The sequence below is a fragment of the Cellulomonas sp. KRMCY2 genome (genome assembly GCF_000526515.1).
Taxonomy (GTDB): domain Bacteria; phylum Actinomycetota; class Actinomycetes; order Actinomycetales; family Cellulomonadaceae; genus Actinotalea.
The window spans coordinates 336,516-355,708 of the sequence record NZ_JAGF01000001.1; the positions used below are offsets into that span (position 1 = coordinate 336,516).

The following is a 19,193-nucleotide window of genomic DNA, read 5'->3' on the forward strand; positions in this document are numbered from 1 at the left end:
TCACGCTCGGCGAGGGTCGCGTCCCGCAAGGGTCACGTCCCGGCAAGGTCGGTGAGCCAGCGCCGCACGAGGTCGGTGATCTGCGCGCTGCCCACGGCCACCTCGGACCGATGGTGCTCGTCGCGCGAGGACGAGGACTGGATCCGGGCGACGAGGGTCCAGTCGTGCAGCCACGCGCGCAGGACCAGCACCCCTGAGCGTTGCGCCTCGTCGCTCTCCACGGCCGGGTCGTCGGTCTCCACGGGACCGCACGGTAGGCACGGACCGTCAACGTGCCGTTGTTCCACCGTCACGTCGCCGCGGTGCACGGGCTCCGCGGGACGCTCTGGTGGGCGGCCGACGGGGGCTCCTCGAGGCCGTCGCGCCACGGATCGCACGCTCACCGATCAGCGGGTCCGGCGGCGGCCCGGAATGGCCGCGAGGTTTCCCGACAGGGGTGTCGGTATGTTACCGTCGCGTCGCCCTGGGACCACCATCCCGATCGCGTCCGGCGGGGCTTCGAGCGAGGACACCATGAGCACCGAGAACGCACCAGCAACCCCGGGTCGGTGGTGGGCGATGGCCACCCTGTCGATGGGTGTGGCCCTCGTCGTGATGGACGCGACGGTCGTCAACGTCGCACTCCCGGTCGTCATCGAGGACCTCGGCCTCGACGCCTCCGGCGCACAGTGGATGAACGCCGTCTACTCCCTCGTCTTCGCCTCCCTGATGCTCACCTCGGGACGCCTCGGCGACGTCTACGGCCGCCGCCGCGCCTACTCGGTCGGCCTGACGGCCTTCATGGTCGCCAGCATCCTGGCCGGCGCGGCGTGGAGCCCGGCAGTCCTGATCGGCGCCCGCTTCCTGCAGGGCATGGGCGCGGCGCTCGTCCTGCCCAGCACCCTGTCGACCCTCAATGCGATGTTCACCGGCAAGGAGCGGAGCATCGCGTTCGCCATCTGGGGGTCGACGATCGGCGGAATGGCGGCGGTCGGTCCGCTGGTCGGCGGTTGGCTCGCGACGGACGTCAGCTGGCGCTGGGCCTTCTGGCTGAACATCCCGTGCGGCCTGCTCACCCTTGTCGGCATCCGCAAGCACCTGGTCGAGACCCGCGACCCCGACCTGCCCAAGGGCACCGACATGCTCGGCGTGCCACTCAGCGCGCTCGGCATCGGCGGCATCGTCTTCGCGTTGATCGAGGGGCAGGCCTACGGCTGGTGGCTGCAGGACTCCGGTGACCTGTCCCCCGTGCCGGTGTCCCTCGTGCTCGGCGTGATCCTGCTCGCGACCTTCGTGGTCGTCGAACGACGGCGGGCCGCGGCCGGGAAGGTCGTCCTGATCGACCTCGGCCTGCTGCGCATCAAGAGCTTCAGGTTCGGGGTGGTCGCAGCCCTGGTGGTCGCGATGGGCGAGTTCGGCCTGCTGTTCACCCTGCCGCTGCTGCTGCAGGGCGCCCTCGGCTACACCGCGCTGGGCACCGGGGTCATCGTGCTGGCGCTCGCCCTCGGCACGTTTCTGATCTCCGCCGCGACACCGCAGCTCGCGGCGAAGCTCGGTCAGCGCGGGGTCGTCCGCCTGGGGCTGAGCCTCGAGGCGCTGGCTGTCGGCGGGCTGGCAGTCACCCTGAGCAGCAGCATCTCGAGCTGGGCGATCGCCGCGTGGCTGTTCGTCTACGGTCTCGGCGTCGGTCTCGCGACCGCCCAGCTGACCAGCGTGATCCTGGTCGGGGTGCCGGTCGCCGAGAGCGGCCAGGCGTCGGGGTTCCAGACGACCGTGCGTCAGCTGGGCTCGGCCCTGGGGGTCGCCGTCCTCGGCACCGTGCTGATCACGGTCCTGACCACCTCGACGGGCGACCGCCTGGACGAGGCTGGCACCGCCGCTGCCCAGCGTGACCAGGCCGTGACGATCGTGCACCAGTCCGCGGGCGCCGGGATCCCGCTCCTGCTGGCCGATCCCGCCACCGAGGCTGCGGGTCAGGCGGCGGCCGACGCCATGATCCACGCGAGCAAGTGGGCCACCGGCCTGGCCGCCGGCGTCCTGGTCCTGGGTCTCGCCGCCACCCTCGCACTGCCAGCCCTGCCCGCCGACAGCGAGGGGCGATCAACCGGCAGCCGGATGGAGCGGGCCGGCGGCAGGCGCCCGACACCCTGACGTGCGTCCGACGGCGCCCGACACCCTCACGGACGCCGGGCACCCCCGTCGGGTCAGCGCGTGCTGGTGCCCTTGATGTCCACGACGAACACCAGGGTGTCGGCGCCGCCGATGCCGGCCTGCGGCATGCCCCGGTCGCCGTAGCCGAGGTGCGGGGGGATCGAGAGCAGCACGCGGGAGCCGACCTGCTGGCCGACCAGACCCTCGTCCCAGCCACCGATCACGGCACCGACGCCGATCGGGAACGAGATCGACGAACCGCGGTCGTAGGAGTTGTCGAACATCCGACCGCCCCACACCTGTCCGTAGTAGTTGACCTCGATGTCGTCACCGGACACGACGAGCTCGCCCTCACCGCGGGACAGCACCTGGACGCCGAGACCCGTCGGGGCGGGCGTGTCGGGGAAGGTCAGCACCGGCTTGTCGCCGAAGACGCCGGACGCGGTGGGCAGGTTCTCGGGCATGGATCGCCTCTCATCGGGTTCAGGCCGTGGTGCGCACGGCAGTGGTGCGCACGGCAGTGGTGCGCACGGTCGTGGCACCGCGGACCATCGTGCCCGATCCGGCCCGGTGCCGCCGCATGAGCCGGTACGCCGACTGCGAACACCGGCGGCGTACCGTCAGCGGGTGCCGAGGTGTACTCGGCCGTCAGGTCGGTGACAGGCGGCCCAGGACGCCTAGAACCGGTCGGCGAGCCACCGGATCTGCCGGCCCAGCTGGTGGCCCTGACCGCCCTCGTGCTCGTTGAACGGGTACTCGACGATCTCGGTCACCGGTACGCGATCCGTCGCCGCGGCGCGACTGCCGTAGCTGTTGTACGCCGCGTACACCGTCGACGGCGGGCAGATCGGGTCCATCAGACCGACCGAGAAGAGGGCGTCGGCGTTCGCCCGTCGGGCGAAGCTCACCCCGTCGAGGTAGGACAACGTGCGGAAGACGGTCTGGACCTGGTCACGGTGCACGGACAGGTATCGCACGATCTCCCCGTACGGGTCGCTCGCGGTGATCTCCGTGGCCCGGCGGAAGTGGCACAGGAACGGGACGTCCGGCATCACCGCGACCAGGTCCGGTACGAGACCCGCGACGGCGAGCGTGATGCCGCCGCCCTGGCTCGCCCCGCAGATCGCGACCCGGCTCGGGTCGACCCCCGGCAGGGCGCGGGCAGCTTCCACGGCCCGCACCGCGTCGGTGAACAGCCGCCGGAAGTAGTGGCCCTCGGGATCGAGGATGCCGCGGGTCATCACCCCGGGCACCTGCGGGCCGCCACCGGCCTGGTCGGGCGTGACGCCACCCGAGCCCCAGGTGCTGCCCTGGCCACGGGTGTCCATGAACAGGTGCGCATAGCCGGCCACCGCCCAGCCCAGCCGCTCGTGCGCGAGCCCCGGCCACCGCCGTAGCCCTGGTACTCCACGACGACCGGCAGGTCGCGGTCGTCACCGGCCGGCCGCGTGAGCCACGCCTTGACCGGCTGACCGCCGAAGCCGGCGAAGGTGACGTCCTGCACCTCGACCAGGCGCAGCCCCGAGTCCACCGTGACGGCCTGGACGTCGAGCGGGTAGGTCCGCGCCTCGGCCAGCGTCCGGTCCCAGAACGCGTCGAAGTCCGCGGGCTCGGGCAGGTCGGGCCGGTAGGTCCGCAGCTCCTCGACGGGCAGGTCGAACAGGGGCACGGCAGCTCTCCTCGGTCGGTTCGTCCCGTCACTGCATCTCATCACGTCACGGCTGGACGTCGCGGCGTCGTGCGGAGCGGTCAGCGGGCGAGGTAGCCCAGCAGGTCCTGCCGGGTGAGCACACCGATCGGGTCGCCGTCCTGCACGACCATGACCGCGTCGGCGGACTGCAGTGCGACGCGGGCCGCCTCGACGCTCTCGCCCACCCCGAGCAGTGGCAGCCTCGGGCCCATGTGCTTGTCCACCCGGTCGGCGAGCTGGGCGCGGCCGCTGAAGACGGCGTCCAGGAGCTCGCGCTCGCCGACCGAGCCGGTCACCTCGCCGGACTTCACGGGGGGCTCGGCGTTCACGACGGGCATCTGCGAGACGCCGAAGTCGTGCAGGATCTCGATCGCGTCGCGCACGGTGTCGGTCGGGTGCACGTGGACCAGGTCGGGCATCGTGCCGGACTTGGCACGCAGCACGTCGCCGACCACGGCGCCGCTCTCGGCGTGCAGGAACCCGTAGGACCGCATCCAGCGGTCGGAGAAGATCTTCGAGAGGTACCCACGACCGCCGTCGGGCAGGAGCACCACGATCACGGCTCGTGCCGCGGACCCGGGATCCTCGTCCTGCAGGCGCCGCGCCAGCCGCAGGGCTGCGACGACCGCCATGCCGCACGAGCCGCCGACCAGCAGACCCTCCTCACGGGCGAGCCGTCGGGTCATCTCGAAGGAGTCCGCATCCGTGATCGCGATGATCTCGTCCGGCACCGTCGGGTCGAACGCGCCGGGCCAGAAGTCCTCGCCGACGCCCTCCACGAGGTACGGGCGCCCGTCGCCGCCGGAGTAGATCGACCCGGCCGGGTCGGCGCCGACCACCCGCACGCGTCCCCCGGCGTCGGGCGAACGGTCGGCGCTGGCGTCCTTGAGGAAGCGGCCGGTGCCGGTGATCGTCCCGCCGGTGCCGACGCCTGCCACGAAGTGCGTGACCCGGCCGTCGGTGTCGGCCCAGATCTCCGGGCCGGTCGTCTCGTAGTGGCTCGCCGGTCCGTTGGGGTTCTCGTACTGGTTCGGCTTCCAGGCGCCCTCGATCTCGGCGACCAGGCGGTCGGAGACCGAGTAGTACGACTCGGGGTGCTCCGGCGCGACGGCGGTCGGGGTGACCACGACCCGCGCACCGTAGGCGGTCAGCACGTCGCGCTTGTCCTGGGAGACCTTGTCGGGGCACACGAAGATGCACGAGTAGCCCTTGCGCTGGCCGACCAGCGCGAGGCCGACACCGGTGTTCCCACTGGTCGGCTCGACGATCGTGCCACCGGCCCTGAGCTCACCCGACGCCTCGGCCGCCTCGATCATCTTGAGCGCGATGCGGTCCTTGACCGAGCCGCCCGGGCTCAGGTACTCGACCTTCGCCAGGATCGTCGCGGACAGCCCGGCGGTGACCGCGTTGAGTCGGACCAGCGGGGTGTTGCCGACGAGCTCGGAGATGTGTTCGGCGTACTTCACGACAGGTCCCCCGAGAGGACGAACACGCCGATCGCGGTGACGACCAGCACGACGCCGGCCGCCATCGCCACGAGGCGCGGCTTGGTCGAGGCCCACGGGCCGAAGTACCGACCGGCGAGCCCGCCGAGACCGGTCGTCGAAGCCATGTACAGCGCCCCGAAGACGGCGGTGGTGGTGGGTGGCTGCGTCCCGGCATCCTGGGCCGCCGCGTCGATCAGCACCGTGAAGATCGGCAGGCCCCACAGGCCGCCCGCGAGGAACCCCAGGACGAAGAACGTCAAGGATGCCTTGCGCTGGTCCATCCGCCGCGAGATGCGGCCGGCGAGCCAGCCCACAGCGGCACCGGCGGTGAGCAGGAAGGCCACCGTGATCGGGGCGGCGACGAGCAGCAGCTCGGGGATCCGCAGGATCAGCGCCATGAACATCTCGGCGACGAGCATCACCGCTGCGGCGATCGCGAGGCCCGAGAGGAACACCCGGAAGCCGGACGCCTGGACGTCCGCGAGGTCGGGGAGCTCGCGGTCGTCGTCGGCCAGCTTGCTGCTCACCGGGCCCCCCGCTGCGCCGTTCAGCTGTCGCCGCGCAGGATCGCCAGGAGCCGCAGGAACTCCAGGTACATCCAGACCAGCGTCACGACCAGGCCGAAGGCCGCCGACCAGGCGAACTTGGCGGGCGCACCCTGCTCCACGCCACGCTTGATCGAGTCGAAGTCCATGATCAGCATGAAGGCAGCGAGGCCGACCGCGACCAGACCGATGACGATGCCGAGCGGGCCGCTGCGCATCCCCCAGCCGTCCAGCACGCCGAACCAGGTCAGGCCGAGGTTGAGCAGCGAGAAGAGCAGGTAGCCGCCCATCGCGACCATCATCCAGCGGGTCAGCTTGGGCGTCACCCGGACCTTGCCGGATCGGAAGAGCACGAGGCAGGCGGCGAAGGTCGCGACGGTCGCCAGGACCGCCTGCACCACGATGCCCGGCCACTGCGCGTCGTAGAACGCGCTGATGCCACCGAGGAAGACGCCCTCGGCAGCGGCGTACGCCATGATCAGGAACGGGCTCGGGTTCCTCTTGAACGAGTTGACCAGGCCGAGCACCAGCCCGACGATCATGCCGACGAAGAACAGCTGCGGTGCGAGCGCCCAGGTCAGGGCGCCGGTCGTCACCAGGATGGCGAACAGGCCGGCGGTCTTGACGATGACGTCGTCGTACGTCAGGCGGCCGGTCTCGCGGGTGGTCGCGGCGGGCGCGCCGTACATCTGCTCGAGGCTGCCGGTCGCGATGCCGGACATCGCGGCGGAGCCGGCCTGGGGCATGCCGTACGGGCTCGGCTGGATCGTCGTCGTGCGGCCACGCTTGGGCTCGCCGAAGACAGGGCTGCTGCTGAAGACGGGGTTGCTCACAATGCCTCCTGGTCGCGGCGGCCGGTCCCTCGGTGGTCGAGGGATGGGCGCGGATGTCGCTGGCCGGTTGTCATCCTATGCAACGCACCACCCCGACCGGACGTTCCACCTCGGGCACATCGTCGGCGGAGCGAGTGGCCGGCGGAGCACGTGGCCGGCGGAGCACGTGGCCGGTGCCCCCGGCGGGACTCGAACCCGCACTGGACCGGGTTTAAGCCGGTTGCCTCTGCCAGTTGGGCTACGAGGGCCTGCTCATCCTGCCAGGGGCTCGTCAGGGCCGGTACGGGCCGCGGCACCGGCCGTCGGCGGCCGGGGAGCGGACGCGTCGCGGAAGTCGGCCCGGGGATCGTGCAGCCGCCCGAGCGCGACCAGCTCGCGATGGAAGAAGAGGGCCAAGGTCCAGTCCAGCACGATGCGCACCTTGCGGTTGAAGGTCGGCATCTGGGCCATGTGGTACGTGCGGTGCATGAACCAGGCCGGCCAGCCGCGCAGCTTGATGCCGTAGACCTGGGCGACCCCCTTGCCGAGTCCGAGGGAGGCAACTGTCCCGACGTGCTTGTGCCGGTACTCGGTGGGCTCGGCGCTCCGCAGTGCCCTGGCGAGGTTGTCCCCGAGGTGCCGGGCCTGCCGGACGGCGTGCTGGGCGCTGGGCGAGCAGAAGGCGCCGGGGTTGGCCAGGTCGGGCACTGCGGCGCAGTCCCCCGCCGTCCACGCGCCGTCCACGACGGTGCCGTCCGCCTGCGCGACCTGCAGGGTCGGCAGCGCCAGCACCCGGCCCAGCTCGTCGAGCGGGAGGTCGGAGCTGCCGAGGACCGGGTTGGCGCGAACGCCCGCCGTCCACACGATGGTCGCGGAGTCGTACTCCAGGCCGGTCGAGGTGACCACGTGCCCGTCCACGCACGAGCTGAGGAACGTCGACAGGTGCACCTCGATCCGGCGCTTGCGGAGCTGGTCCAGGGCGTAGCCGCCCATCTGGGCACCGAGCTCCGGCAGGATCCGGGTCGATCCCTCGATCATCACGAACCGCAGGTCCTCGGGGCTGAGCCCGTCGTAGTACCGCACGGCGGCGCGGGCCATGTCCTCGACCTCGGCGATCGCCTCGATGCCGGCGAAGCCCGCCCCGACGAAGGTGAACGTGAGCATCGAGCGGCGCAGCTCCGGGTCCCAGGTGGACGCGGCGACGTCCAGCCGGTTGAGCACGTGGTTGCGCAGGGCGATCGCCTCCTCGACCTGCTTGAACCCGATGGCCCGCTCGGCCAGCCCGGGGATCGGCAGCGTCCGGGCGACCGAGCCGAGCGCGACGACGAGGTGGTCGTAGGTGATCTCGTACTCGGCTCCCTCGACCGGCGCGATCCGCACGGTCCGGTCGGCGTGCCGGATCTGCGTGACGCGTCCGGTGAGGACGTCGACACCCTTGAGCTCGCGCCGGTGGGAGACCACGACGTGCCGTGGCTCGAGCGAGCCGGCCGCGGCCTCCGGCAGGAACGGCTGGTAGGTCATGTAGGACCGCGGGTCGACGACGGCGATCGCCACCTCCCGCCTGCCGAGCCGTCGGCGCAGGCGCAGCGCCGTGTAGAAGCCGACGTACCCACCGCCGAGGATGACGATGCGCGGGACCTTGCGCGGACGCGCGGCCCGGACCTGGCCCGCGGGAGCCTGCATCTCACTCATGTTTGCCACGGTAAGCGCCTGTGAAAACCCTCACAAGCATCCGGCCACGGACCGGACATGATCCGCAGCACACCCGGCGAGGTCGAGGCAGGTGGACACCACGGCGTCGAGCATCGGCTCGGTCAGGCGGCCGGTCTGGGTGTTCTGCTGGGAGACGTGATAGCAGCCGACCAGGTGCACGACGACGCCGTCGGGCCGGGTCAGGGCTGCGACGGCGCCGTGGCCGAAGCGCGGGGCCGGGCGCGGCACCGACCACCCGAGCGCACGCACGACCGAGAGCGACGCCTGCCACCCGAAGGCGCCCAGCGCCAGCACGACCCGCACGGTCGGCGCAGTCAGCTCGACCTCCCGCTGCAGCCACGGCCGGCAGGTGTCCCGCTCGGCCGGCGACGGCGTGTTGTCCGGTGGGGCGCACCGCACGGCCGCCGCCATCCGCGCGCCCGTCAGCTGCAGTCCGTCGGCGGCGTCGACGCTCGTGGCCTGCGACGCGAGGCCGGCTCGGTGCAGGGCGGCGAAGAGCCAGTCGCCCGACCGGTCACCGGTGAACAGACGGCCGGTGCGGTTGGCGCCGTGCGCTGCGGGCGCGAGCCCGACGACGAGCACACCGGCAGCGGGGTCCCCGAAACCTGCGGCCGGGCGTCCCCAGTACGGCTGGTCGCGGAATGCACGGCGCTTGGTCACCGCCACGTCCTCGCGCCAGGCGACCAGCCGTGGGCAGGCGCGACACACCGTCGAGCAGGTGTCGAGCGCGGCGAGGTCGCTCGCCTCGGCTGCGCGACGCTCGACCTCGCGCGGTGTCCGGGCGACCGGGGTGGATGGCCCCGCGGTGTCCCCCGGCCAGCCCGTGCCGGGCGGAACCGGCGAGGCGAAGGGCTGCCCCGTCCGCGGGTGCGGCAGCGGCCTGGGTGCGGGCGTGCTCATCCCCCGATCATCACCGGTGCGCTCGGGGTCGTCACCGTCCGCCGCGCCGTCCGACGCGTCCGCCGAGCCCGTCCCGACTCCTACCCGACGTCGGCATCGGGGCCGGCCTCGGTGGCGGGGTCACCAGCCACCTCGCTGCCGCCCCCGTCCTGCGAGGCCGCGCCGACAGGCGCGCCGGCTCCGGGACCGGCGGGCAGGTCCGCGGCCTCGGGAGCCACAGCCTCCACACCGGGCTGGGCGACCGAGGGTGCAACCGCGAACGGAGCCGGTGTGGTCCGTGGAACCCGGCCCGGAGACAGGGACCTCACGTCCTGGTCCGACCCCTCGTCCCACTGCCACTCCCACTCGACCGAGGGCGCGCCGGTCAGGGGATAGACGTTCCAGCGGTCCTGACCGTAGGGGTCGGTCGCCGGGAGGAATGCCCACTGCTCGTCGGAACCGGCGAGGTACCAGTCCGCCCAGATGTCGCCGTGGGTCGTCTGAACCGGCCGACCGGCCTCGTCGAAGATCTGTACCGACGAGAGCGGCTTGCCCTCGGCGTCGTACACGAACAGGTTCGTGACCCTCTCACCGCCGACGTAGACGCCGTCCTCCTGGTAGTACTCGGCAGCGGGGACGGACTGGGAGGGGTACCGCAGGCTGTTGTCCGCACCGATGACCAGTGGTGCGGCGATCACGGCTGCGACGAACCCGGCCCCCCGCAGCCAGGCCCGGGACCACGCAGGGCCCGTGAGCGCGCCACGGCCCCAGTGGACGGACAGCAGCACCAGGAGGCCGAGGACCAACACCGCCATGGCGCTGCGCGCCATGAACGGGTTCGCGCCGTAGCCGCCGATGACCAGCCGGTAGGCCCACTGGACGGTGACGAACCAGACCCAGCCCCTGAGCACCCACCACACGGGCCGCAGCGAGACGACGACGTCCCTGGTGCCCGGCCAGTACCGGGACATGGTGACCGGCACGGCGGCCGCCCGGAGCCTCGCACGGGCCAGTGCCGACGCCTCGTGGAACCCGTCCCGCAACGGTCGACGACGGGATGCGGGCAGCGGGGCGATCTCGAGCCCGGCAGCTGCGCGGAGCTCGGCGGCGTAGTCGGCAGCCGGTCCGAAGCGTCGGGTCAGGTCGATCACCGTGGACTCCGAGTGGCCCGCCGCGTCCGCCCCACCGGCGCCCCCGAGGGGGGTCTCCCCGGTCGCGACGGCACCGCGAGGGTCCTCGAGGGCCTCGGCGAGGTCGGCCTCGAGGCCGTCAGTGAGATCGTCGATCTGCTCCGGTGACAGGTCGCGGAGGTGGGACCGTACGGCCGCGGCGTACGCGCTCACGTGGTCCAGCAGGACGGCGGCAGTCATCACAGCTCCCCTTCGGGCTCGAGCAGGGTGGTCAGGGCGGTCGAGAAGGCGTGCCAGTCCTTGCGCTGGGTCTCGAGCATCGCCCGACCCTGGGCGTTGATGCCGTAGTACTTGCGGTGCGGGCCCTCGTCCGACGGGACGACGTACGTGGTCAGGGCGCCGGAGGTGTAGAGGCGGCGCAGCGTGCCGTAGACCGATGCCTCGCCCACCGCCTCCAGCCCGCCCGTGCGTAGCCGGCGGACGACGTCGTAGCCGTAACCGTCCTCGTGGGCGACGACGGCCAGCACCGCGACGTCGAGCACCCCCTTGAGCAGCTGGGTCGTGTCCATCCGTACCTCCGGGCTCGCACTGGCGTGGTGCGGGAGGCGGGCCCCTCCGGCCCGCTCCCGCGTTCCGCACACTACTCTCCGATACGCGCTACCGGCCAGCGTGCACTACCGCGTGTCGCGCAATCCTTGGTCCGGTTCTCGTCCTGCGTCTCGCTGCGCCGGGGTCTCAGGAGCGCTCGGCGGCGCTCCAGGCGATCCCGTCGAGGATGTCGTGCTCCGAGGTGACGACAGTGTTGAGCCGACCACCGGCAATCCCGACCTCGGCCCGGACCCGCGAGACGATGTCCGACCACACCAGCGCACCGGCCCCGATGACGTCGACCCGTCCGTGGTGCATGAACGGCACGACGGCGCGCCGAACCCTGGTCATGGCCAGCAACGTGCGGCACGAGGCCAGCACGCGGTCGATCGGCAGCACCGAGCCGTCGATCCGGGCCGGGTCGTACCGTTCCAGGTCGAGCGCGTGCGCGGTGACAGTGGTGACGGACCCTGCCAGACCCACCAGCGTCGCCGTCCGGCCGAAGGGGATGACCTTGCCGGCGGCGTCGAGGGCCGCCACGACGTCGGCGCTCGCGGCAGCGATCTCCTGCGCGGTGGGCGGGTCGCTGTGCAGGTGTCGTTCGGTGATCCGCACGCAGCCCACGTCCATCGAGTACGCCGCCACGGGCGACGTCGTGCCCAGCACGATCTCGGTCGAACCGCCCCCGAGGTCGACCACGAGGAACGGGCCGGGGTGCTTGCCGCCCAGGACTCCGGTCGCGCCCCGGAACGAGAGCAGCGCCTCCTCCTGACCACCGACGACCTCGGGCTCGACACCGATCGCGGCGCGCACACCGTCGATGAACTCCTGCCGGTTCTCCGCGTCGCGTGAGGCCGACGTCGCCACGAAGCGCACGTGCTCGACACCCAGCTCGGTGCAGGCGGCGGCATAGCGCCGGGTGGCGTCGAGGGTCCGCTCGAGGGCCTCCGGGGCGATCCGACCGGTCCGGTCGACACCCTGGCCCAGCCGCACCACCTCCATCCGACGGTCGACGTCGGTCAGCGTCCCGGACGCCAGGTCGATGTCGGCGACCAGGAGCCGGATGGAGTTGGTCCCACAGTCGATGGCGGCCACGCGTCTCATGGCTGCAAGCCTGCCATGGCACGGACACCGCGCCGGACGACTCTCAGCAGGTGCACACGTCCGGCCGCCAGGTCTCTCGGACCATCTCCAGCGCCTCGTCGCCGAGCGGGTTCACTCCCGGCCCGGCAGCGAGCGCGTGACCGACCAGGACGTGCAGGCACTTGACCCTCGTCGGCATGCCCCCGGCCGAGATGCCCGCGATCTCCGGGACCTCGCCGAGCTCGGCGCGCTGGGCCAGGTAGTGCTCGTGGGCGGCCCGGTAGGCGGCGGCGAGATCCTCGTCCTGGCCGAGGCGTTCGGTCATCTCCTTCATCACGCCGGACGCCTCGAGGGTCGAGACCGCCGCCACGGCCCGCGGGTGGGTCAGGTAGAAGGTGGTCGGGAAGGGGGTGCCGTCCGGCAGCCGGGGCAGCGTACGAACCACCGTCGGACGCCCGCACACGCACCGCGCCGCGACCGCGACGACGCCGCGCGCCGGTCGGCCGAGCTGCTGCTCGAGGGTCGCGAGGTCCTGTGCCGAGACGTCGGACCGGGTGTTGTCGCGCACACCTGCACCGCCCGCGTCGGCACCGCCCACGTCGGCACCGGTCACTGCCGCTCCGTCGCGTCCGGTTCGGGCATCGCCGACTCACCGGCGATCCGGACCGACTCCCACACGGTGGTGTACCAGGGCGTCACCGCACCACCCATCGGCAGCGTGGGACCGGCCACCGGACCCGGCGTCGCACCCTCGACAGTCGGGGTCTCGACGACGAACTCAGGGTCGATGACGCGATACGAGGTCTCCCCCGGCAGGACGTACGACAACCGCGCCCGGGCCTGCGCCTGCACGAAGGCGGGGTCGCTCCAGCGGTCGAGCTCTACCTGCAGGTCCCGCTCCGTCTGCTCGGCGACCACCACGTCGGACGCGAGGGCGTCCAGCTCGGCCCGCTGCCCCAGGTAGGCCCGGATGGTCGGGAACAGCATCGTGAAGCCGACCAGGAGCACGACGGACAGGACGAGCGCCCGCACCGAGATCAGCCGGGCAAGATGTCGGGGCGCGGGTTCGGTGTCCTCGGTGCCGGCCACCGGCTGCTTCGCGGCCGAGGCGCGCGGGGCCGGGCGGGTGCTCCCCGGGCGCGCACCGGCCGTCGGGCCTGAGGTCCGCGCGGTTCCTCGTCGGGCTGCAGTCGCCGTCGCGGTGGCAGCGCCGGACCCGCCCCGGGCACGGGGAGGAGCAGGCCGACGGGACATGCCTTGATTGTGCCCCGCCGAGGTGAGCCCGTGCCGCAGCCGACGCCCCGGCGCGTTGCCCCGGCGGCAGGGACGGCGCAAGGCCCGGTCGAGTGATCGACCGGGCCCTGCGGACGTGCTGGGTCAGCGGTGGCGCGGGAAGGCGCTCGCCCCGGCGTAGCGGGCAGCGTCGTCCAGCTCCTCTTCGATCCGGAGCAGCTGGTTGTACTTGTTGATGCGCTCGCCACGGGCAGGCGCACCGGTCTTGATCTGGCCGCCGTTGACGGCCACGGCCAGGTCGGCGATCGTGACGTCCTCGGTCTCACCAGAGCGGTGCGAGACCATCGCGGTGAAGCCGGCGCGCTGCGCCATCGACACGGCGTCGAGCGTCTCGGTCAGGGTGCCGATCTGGTTGAGCTTGACCAGCAGCGAGTTCGCGGACTTGAGCTCGATGCCCTTGGCCAGACGCTCCGGGTTCGTCACGAACAGGTCGTCACCGACGATCTGGACGCGGTCGCCCACGGCCACCATGAGCTGCGACCAACCGGCCCACTCGTCCTCGGACAGCGGGTCCTCGATCGAGACCAGCGGGTAGTCGGCGACGAGCTTCGTGTAGTACTCGATCATCTCGTCGGACGACGTCGCCTTGCCCTCGAACTGGTACGCACCGTCCTTGAAGAACTCGGTCGCCGCGACGTCGAGCGCGAGCCCGACGTCCTTGCCGGGGGTGAAGCCGGCCTTCTCGATCGCGAGCATGATCAGGTCGAGTGCGTCGCGGTTGCTCGGCAGGTTCGGCGCGAAGCCGCCCTCGTCGCCGAGACCCGTGCCGAGGCCCTTGCTCTTCAGCACGGCCTTGAGGGAGTGGTAGACCTCGACGCCCGTGCGCAGGGCCTCGCGGTACGTGGACGGGCCGATCGGCGCGACCATGAACTCCTGGATGTCGACGTTGGAGTCGGCGTGCGACCCACCGTTGAGGATGTTCATCATGGGCACCGGCAGCACGTGGGCGTTCGGGCCACCGATGTAGCGGAACAGCGGCAGGTCGGCCGAGTCGGCGGCGGCCTTGGCCACGGCGAGCGAGACGCCGAGGATGGCGTTGGCGCCGAGCTTGCCCTTGTTCGGGGTGCCGTCGAGGTCGATCAGTGCCTGGTCGACCAGACGCTGCTCGGTGGCCTCGAAGCCGATGAGCTCGGGGGCGATCTCGTCCATGACGGCGTTGACGGCGTCCTGGACACCCTTGCCGAGGAACCGGCCCTTGTCGCCGTCACGGCGCTCTACGGCCTCGAACGCGCCGGTCGATGCGCCCGAGGGCACTCCGGCGCGGGCGATCGTGCCGTCGTCGAGGGCGACCTCGACCTCCACAGTGGGATTGCCGCGCGAGTCAAGGATCTCGCGGGCGCCTACGGCCTCGATTGTGGCCACGGGAAGCTCCTTCGGGCGAACGGTTGGATGAACCCGGGCGGTCGCTGCCCTGTCGCCTCTGCGATCGGCAGCGGCCGGTGTGCCCGGCCGCCGGTCCTCGTCAACCGGCCGTGACCAACCCTAGTCGCGGACCCGCGCACGCGGCAGGACGTTGGACATACCCGGAGGGTGCCGACGCGTGGTTCCGGTCAGCCGACGGGGCTCCCGGCAGAGGCGAGCTGTGCCGTCATGGCGGCGAGGATGGCGTCGACCTGGACCTTGGCGTCCCCGAAGAGCATCGCGGTGTTGTCCTTGAAGAACAGCGGGTTCTGGACGCCGGCATACCCGGTGGCCATCGACCGCTTGAACACGATGACCTGCCGTGCCTTCCAGACCTCGAGGACCGGCATCCCGGCGATGGGCGAGCTCGGGTCGTCCAGGGCGGCCGGGTTGACCGTGTCGTTGGCCCCGATGACGAGCACGACGTCGGTGTTCGCGAGGTCGTCGTTGATCTCGTCCATCTCGAGCACGATGTCGTACGGCACCCGGGCCTCGGCCAGCAGGACGTTCATGTGACCCGGCAGACGACCCGCGACCGGGTGCACGCCGAACCGGACGTTGACCCCGGCAGCACGGAGCCGCGAGACGAGATCGGCCACCGGGTACTGAGCCTTGGCCACGGCCATGCCGTAGCCGGGGGTGATGACGACGGACCGGGCGTGCACGAGCATCTCGGCGACCTCGGGCGCAGTGGTCTCGTGGTGCTCGCCGTACACGACGTCCGCGGCGACCACGGTGCCCGTGTCCACCCCGAAACCACCGAGGATGACGCTGATGAACGAGCGGTTCATCGCCTTGCACATGATGTAGGACAGGATCGCACCGGAGGACCCGACGAGGGCGCCGGTGACGATGAGCAGGTCGTTGCTCAGCATGAAGCCGGCAGCCGCGGCCGCCCAGCCGGAGTACGAGTTCAGCATCGAGATGACGACGGGCATGTCGCCGCCGCCGATCGAGGCCACGAGGTGCCAGCCCAGCAGCAGGGCGACCACCGTCATCGCGACCAGGGGCACGAGCGCGTTGTCGCCGATGAACCACACGAGCAGGCCGGTCGAGGCGATCAGGGCGCCGAGGTTGAGCAGGTTGCGCCCCGGCAGCATCAGCGGCGCCGAGCTGATCTTGGCGGACAGCTTGAGGTAGGCGACGACCGAACCGGTGAGCGTGACCGCCCCGATCAGGACGCCGAGGTAGACCTCGACCTGGTGCACGACCGCGGCCGGCTCGGTGAGGTAGGAGTTGAACCCGACGAGCACGGCGGCGAGCCCGACGAAGCTGTGCAGGATCGCGATCATCTCGGGCATCTGCGTCATCTCGACCTTGCGGGCGCGCCAGATCCCGGCCGTCGCACCGATGGCGAAGGCGAGGGCGATCAGCAGCATCGTCACCAGGGTCGGCCGCTGGCTACGGTCCAGGGCGAGCACGATCGTCGCCACCAGGGCCAGCACCATGCCGGCCATGCCGAGGACGTTGCCCCGGCGCGCAGCCGCCTGGTTGGACAGCCCCGCGAGGCTCAGGATGAACAGGACAGCGGCGAGCAGGTACACGCCCTGCACGAAAGAGGTCAGCACGTCATGCGTCCTTCCGGAACATCCGGATCATCCGGTACGCGACCAGGAATCCACCGAAGATGTTGATGCTGGCCACCGACGCCGCGACGAACGCGATCGTGGAGACCACCAGGTTGTCCGAGCCGATCTGGAGCAGGGCGCCGACGAGGATGATCCCCGAGATCGCATTGGTCTGGGCCATCAGCGGCGTGTGCAGCGAGTGGCTCACGTTGGAGATCACGTAGTAGCCCACGACGACCGCCAGGGCGAACACGGTGAAGTGGCCCTGGAACGCCGTCGGGGAGTACGTCAGGGCGAGCAGGGTGAGCACCGCGGCCAGCCCGTACGTCACCACCTGGCGGGTCCGGCGGCGGGATGCCGCCGCCTGGGCGACCCGTGCCACCTCGGCCTTGTCGACGACCGGCTCGGTCGCCACCGGCGCCGGCGCGGCCGACACCTGGACGGGGGGTGGCGGCCAGAGGACGTCACCCGCTGACGTGATCGTCATGCCACGCTGGACCGGGTCGTCCAGGTCGAGGACGAGCTCGCCGTTGCGCTCCGGCGTGAGCAGCTCCATCAGGTGGACGATGTTCGTGCCGAACAGCTGCGACGTGTGCCGCGGCATCCGGCTGGTCAGGTCGGTGTAGCCGATGATGACGACGCCGTTGTCGGTCACGACCTTCTCGCCCGGGACGGTGAGCTCGCAGTTGCCGCCACCCGAGGCGGCGAGGTCGACGATCACACTGCCCGGCTTCATGGCCGCGACCATCGCCGCGGTCACGGTCGTCGGTGCCTGACCACGCACGAGCGCGGTGGTGACCACGACGTCGGCCTTGGCGGTCTCCTCGGCGTACATCCGGGCGGTCAGACGCTCCTGCTCGGCCGTCAGCGCGCTGGCGTAGCCGTCGGCGCTGACCTCCTGCTGGGCGGCGGCGGCCACGACGAACTGGGCGCCCATCGACTCGATCTGCTCGCCGACCTCCGGCCGCACATCGAACGCGCGCACCTGTGCCCCGAGGCTCACCCCGGCGCCGATCGCGGCAAGCCCTGCGACACCGGCACCGATCACGAACACGTTCGCGGGCGTCGTCTTGCCCGCGGCGGTCACCTGGCCGGTGAACATCCCGCCGTACGCCTCGGCCGCCTCGATCACGGCGCGGTAGCCGGCCACGTTCGACAGGGTGCTGAGCACGTCGATGGACTGGGCGCGGGAGATGCGTGGGACGGCGTCGAGCGCCAGGGCGCTGACCGAGCGCTCCGCAAGCGTCGCCAGCAGCTCCGGGTGGGTCGCAGGGGCCAGCATCGACACGAGCATCGAGCCGGGCCGCAGCGCGGCGATCTGGGCATCGGCAGGCGGGTTGACAGTCGTGACGACGTCGCTCTCCCAGACCTGCTGCGCGTCGACGACCGTCGCGCCGGCCTCCGCGTACGCCACGTCGGGGAAGCTCGCTGCCACGCCGGCACCGGCCTCGATGACCACCTCATACCCGAGCTTGTACAGCTGGGCGACGGTCTTGGGCGTCGCCGCGACCAGCCGCTCGCCGGGCCGGGACTCCCGGGGGACGCCGATCCTCATCGAGCTCTCCTCGTCTGCCGGCGCGAAATGACGCTGCGACTCATTGAAGGTAGCCGTCCCGGCGGCTCGTCCTCGGGACGTTCGACTCAGGACGCCGTCCGTGCGGTCCTGCCTCGGCGTCGCGCACCCGCTGCTCGTACTCACGGACGGCCGTCCGCAGGGCGCCCTCGGCGTCGACGCCGTTCGTCTGCGCCTCGGCCACCAGCGCGAGCAGTCGGGCGCCGACGTCACCGCCCTGCGGCACCGCGACCGGCTCGGCTGCGCGCCCCGCCCGGCTCAGCACCTTCTGCGCACGCGCCAGCGCCGGCAGGGCGAGCGGGATGCCGTCCAGCACCGAGTCCCGCTGCTTCTCGTCCTGCTTGATCTCGTCCCACCGCCGGGAGACGTGCGCGGCGTCGCGGACCTGGGCGTCGGCGAACACGTGCGGGTGGCGACGGCGCAGCTTGGCCGCGATGCCTGCGGCGACGTCGCCGATGTCGAACGGCTCGGTCGGGTGCTCGGCGGCCACCCGGGCATGGAAGACCACCTGCAGCAGCACGTCCCCGAGCTCCTCGCGCAACGCCTCGAGGTCACCCGACTCGACGGCCTCCGCGAGCTCGAAGACCTCCTCGATCGCGTACGGGACGAGGGTCGCGTGGGTCTGCTCGGCATCCCACGGGCACCCACCGGGCGAGCGCAGGCGGTCCATCACCGCGACCAGGTCCGCGAGGGCCGCCGCTCCCCGCTCGCCCGACGTCATCCCGCAGGCGGTGCGGCGGGGACGATCCACGGCAGCACGGCGTCGGCGACCTGGAGCGTCCCGGCGGTCAGCTCGCCGTAGCGCGGGTTGATGTCGATGTCCGTCGCCAGGATCTCCTCCGCCACACCGTTGAGGATCTCGTCGGCGTCCGGCAGGGCCTGCAGGTCGGTCAGCGCCGTGCGGGAGCGGACGTCGTCGATCGTCCCCTCGCTCCAGTCCGGGACCTGCGTCACACCGTTGGTCGCGGCGACGTCGTCCAGCGCGACCCGGATCTCGTCCGGCGAGACGCCGACGCCGTTCTCGGCCGCGGCATCGATCAGGTAGGGCGCGAGGATGGCCCGGACCAGGACGGCGCGTGCCTCGACGGCCGGGTCGAGGACGGCGAGGTCCGCGACGGTCTGCTCGATCGCCGAGCGGGTGATCGTCCGGTCACCGACGACCGCTGCGGCGCCAGGGTTCGGCGAGCAGCCCCCGAGCAGGGTGGCGCCGGCCACCACCGCGGCGACCACGACTGACGTGCGCACCTTCGACCTCACCGGCTCGACCTCCCCGACCGTCCGTGGCGCCCGCGGCGCCCGCG

The 19,193-nt window shown here is 71.8% G+C and carries 18 protein-coding genes, 1 tRNA gene and 1 pseudogene; 1 reads left to right on the top strand and 19 read right to left on the bottom strand.

Features of this window, described 5'->3' with window-relative positions; translation table 11 throughout:
- Nucleotides 1-32: 32 nt before the first annotated feature.
- The gene (locus tag K415_RS0101740) at nt 33-242 is read right to left on the bottom strand and encodes a hypothetical protein (protein ID WP_024285393.1); all 210 of its coding nucleotides are present in this window, start codon (nt 240-242) and stop codon (nt 33-35) included.
- A 271-nt stretch (nt 243-513) separates the two neighbouring features.
- On the opposite strand from K415_RS0101740, the gene K415_RS0101745 reads away from it, so the two are divergent.
- Nucleotides 514-2,130, top strand: a complete 1,617-nt coding sequence (locus K415_RS0101745) for an MFS transporter (protein ID WP_024285394.1) — start codon at nt 514-516, stop codon at nt 2,128-2,130.
- Nucleotides 2,131-2,183: 53 nt separating this feature from the next.
- Here K415_RS0101745 and K415_RS0101750 read toward each other — a convergent pair whose 3' ends face one another.
- The 18 genes and pseudogenes from K415_RS0101750 to K415_RS0101840 form a co-directional block, all read right to left on the bottom strand.
- Nucleotides 2,184-2,594: an FKBP-type peptidyl-prolyl cis-trans isomerase gene (locus tag K415_RS0101750; RefSeq protein ID WP_024285395.1), complete on the bottom strand. Its 411-nt coding sequence runs from the start codon at nt 2,592-2,594 to the stop codon at nt 2,184-2,186.
- 213 nt (nt 2,595-2,807) lie between these two features.
- Nucleotides 2,808-3,799, bottom strand: a pseudogene (locus tag K415_RS21275) (acetylxylan esterase).
- An 80-nt stretch (nt 3,800-3,879) separates the two neighbouring features.
- The gene (locus K415_RS0101765) at nt 3,880-5,286 is read right to left on the bottom strand and encodes a cystathionine beta-synthase (RefSeq protein ID WP_024285396.1); all 1,407 of its coding nucleotides are present in this window, start codon (nt 5,284-5,286) and stop codon (nt 3,880-3,882) included.
- Nucleotides 5,283-5,834, bottom strand: a complete 552-nt coding sequence (locus K415_RS0101770; protein ID WP_024285397.1) for a hypothetical protein — start codon at nt 5,832-5,834, stop codon at nt 5,283-5,285. Before K415_RS0101770 ends, K415_RS0101765 begins: the two co-directional genes overlap by 4 nt.
- A 20-nt stretch (nt 5,835-5,854) precedes the next feature.
- Nucleotides 5,855-6,685 (bottom strand): Bax inhibitor-1/YccA family protein, encoded by an 831-nt coding sequence (locus K415_RS0101775; RefSeq protein ID WP_024285398.1) that lies wholly within the window; start codon nt 6,683-6,685, stop codon nt 5,855-5,857.
- A gap of 174 nt (nt 6,686-6,859) precedes the next feature.
- Nucleotides 6,860-6,933, bottom strand: a tRNA-Leu gene (locus tag K415_RS0101780).
- Between the two features lie 4 nt (nt 6,934-6,937).
- Entirely contained in the window at nt 6,938-8,356 is a 1,419-nt protein-coding gene (locus K415_RS0101785) for an NAD(P)/FAD-dependent oxidoreductase (RefSeq protein WP_051480369.1), read from the bottom strand.
- 30 nt (nt 8,357-8,386) lie between these two features.
- Nucleotides 8,387-9,277 (bottom strand): uracil-DNA glycosylase, encoded by an 891-nt coding sequence (locus K415_RS0101790; protein WP_024285400.1) that lies wholly within the window; start codon nt 9,275-9,277, stop codon nt 8,387-8,389.
- Between the two features lie 80 nt (nt 9,278-9,357).
- Nucleotides 9,358-10,626, bottom strand: a complete 1,269-nt coding sequence (locus tag K415_RS0101795) for a hypothetical protein (RefSeq protein WP_024285401.1) — start codon at nt 10,624-10,626, stop codon at nt 9,358-9,360.
- On the bottom strand, nt 10,626-10,955 hold the full coding sequence (locus K415_RS0101800) for a PadR family transcriptional regulator (protein ID WP_024285402.1): 330 nt from the start codon (nt 10,953-10,955) through the stop codon (nt 10,626-10,628). Before K415_RS0101800 ends, K415_RS0101795 begins: the two co-directional genes overlap by 1 nt.
- 166 nt (nt 10,956-11,121) lie before the next feature.
- Nucleotides 11,122-12,078 carry a Ppx/GppA phosphatase family protein gene (locus tag K415_RS0101805; RefSeq protein WP_024285403.1) on the bottom strand — a complete coding sequence of 319 codons (957 nt, stop codon included), beginning with the start codon at nt 12,076-12,078 and terminating at the stop codon, nt 11,122-11,124.
- A 43-nt stretch (nt 12,079-12,121) separates the two neighbouring features.
- Nucleotides 12,122-12,625, bottom strand: coding sequence for a DUF501 domain-containing protein (locus K415_RS0101810; RefSeq protein WP_029662950.1), 504 nt, complete (start codon nt 12,623-12,625; stop codon nt 12,122-12,124).
- Nucleotides 12,626-12,666: 41 nt separating this feature from the next.
- Nucleotides 12,667-13,146, bottom strand: coding sequence for a septum formation initiator family protein (locus K415_RS0101815; protein ID WP_024285405.1), 480 nt, complete (start codon nt 13,144-13,146; stop codon nt 12,667-12,669).
- A gap of 288 nt (nt 13,147-13,434) precedes the next feature.
- A complete protein-coding gene (gene eno / locus K415_RS0101820) occupies nt 13,435-14,712 on the bottom strand; it encodes a phosphopyruvate hydratase (protein ID WP_024285406.1) in 1,278 nt (425 codons plus the stop codon).
- A gap of 188 nt (nt 14,713-14,900) precedes the next feature.
- On the bottom strand, nt 14,901-16,319 hold the full coding sequence (pntB, locus tag K415_RS0101825; protein WP_024285407.1) for a Re/Si-specific NAD(P)(+) transhydrogenase subunit beta: 1,419 nt from the start codon (nt 16,317-16,319) through the stop codon (nt 14,901-14,903).
- A gap of 1 nt (nt 16,320) precedes the next feature.
- Nucleotides 16,321-17,874, bottom strand: a complete 1,554-nt coding sequence (locus K415_RS0101830; RefSeq protein ID WP_024285408.1) for a Re/Si-specific NAD(P)(+) transhydrogenase subunit alpha — start codon at nt 17,872-17,874, stop codon at nt 16,321-16,323.
- 40 nt (nt 17,875-17,914) lie between these two features.
- A complete protein-coding gene (locus K415_RS0101835; RefSeq protein ID WP_024285409.1) occupies nt 17,915-18,613 on the bottom strand; it encodes a YabN family protein in 699 nt (232 codons plus the stop codon).
- The gene (locus K415_RS0101840; RefSeq protein WP_024285410.1) at nt 18,610-19,149 is read right to left on the bottom strand and encodes a hypothetical protein; all 540 of its coding nucleotides are present in this window, start codon (nt 19,147-19,149) and stop codon (nt 18,610-18,612) included. Before K415_RS0101840 ends, K415_RS0101835 begins: the two co-directional genes overlap by 4 nt.
- Nucleotides 19,150-19,193: the final 44 nt, after the last annotated feature.

Coding starts and splice junctions, on each gene's coding strand:
- K415_RS0101805 (WP_024285403.1), bottom strand. CDS start 12,078: ATGAGACGCGTGGCCGCCATCGACTGTGGGACCAACTCCATCCGGCTC.
- K415_RS0101830 (WP_024285408.1), bottom strand. CDS start 17,874: ATGAGGATCGGCGTCCCCCGGGAGTCCCGGCCCGGCGAGCGGCTGGTC.
- K415_RS0101800 (WP_024285402.1), bottom strand. CDS start 10,955: ATGGACACGACCCAGCTGCTCAAGGGGGTGCTCGACGTCGCGGTGCTG.
- K415_RS0101790 (WP_024285400.1), bottom strand. CDS start 9,277: ATGAGCACGCCCGCACCCAGGCCGCTGCCGCACCCGCGGACGGGGCAG.
- K415_RS0101785 (WP_051480369.1), bottom strand. CDS start 8,356: ATGAGTGAGATGCAGGCTCCCGCGGGCCAGGTCCGGGCCGCGCGTCCG.
- K415_RS0101835 (WP_024285409.1), bottom strand. CDS start 18,613: ATGACGTCGGGCGAGCGGGGAGCGGCGGCCCTCGCGGACCTGGTCGCG.
- K415_RS0101795 (WP_024285401.1), bottom strand. CDS start 10,626: ATGACTGCCGCCGTCCTGCTGGACCACGTGAGCGCGTACGCCGCGGCC.
- K415_RS0101750 (WP_024285395.1), bottom strand. CDS start 2,594: ATGCCCGAGAACCTGCCCACCGCGTCCGGCGTCTTCGGCGACAAGCCG.
- K415_RS0101745 (WP_024285394.1), top strand. CDS start 514: ATGAGCACCGAGAACGCACCAGCAACCCCGGGTCGGTGGTGGGCGATG.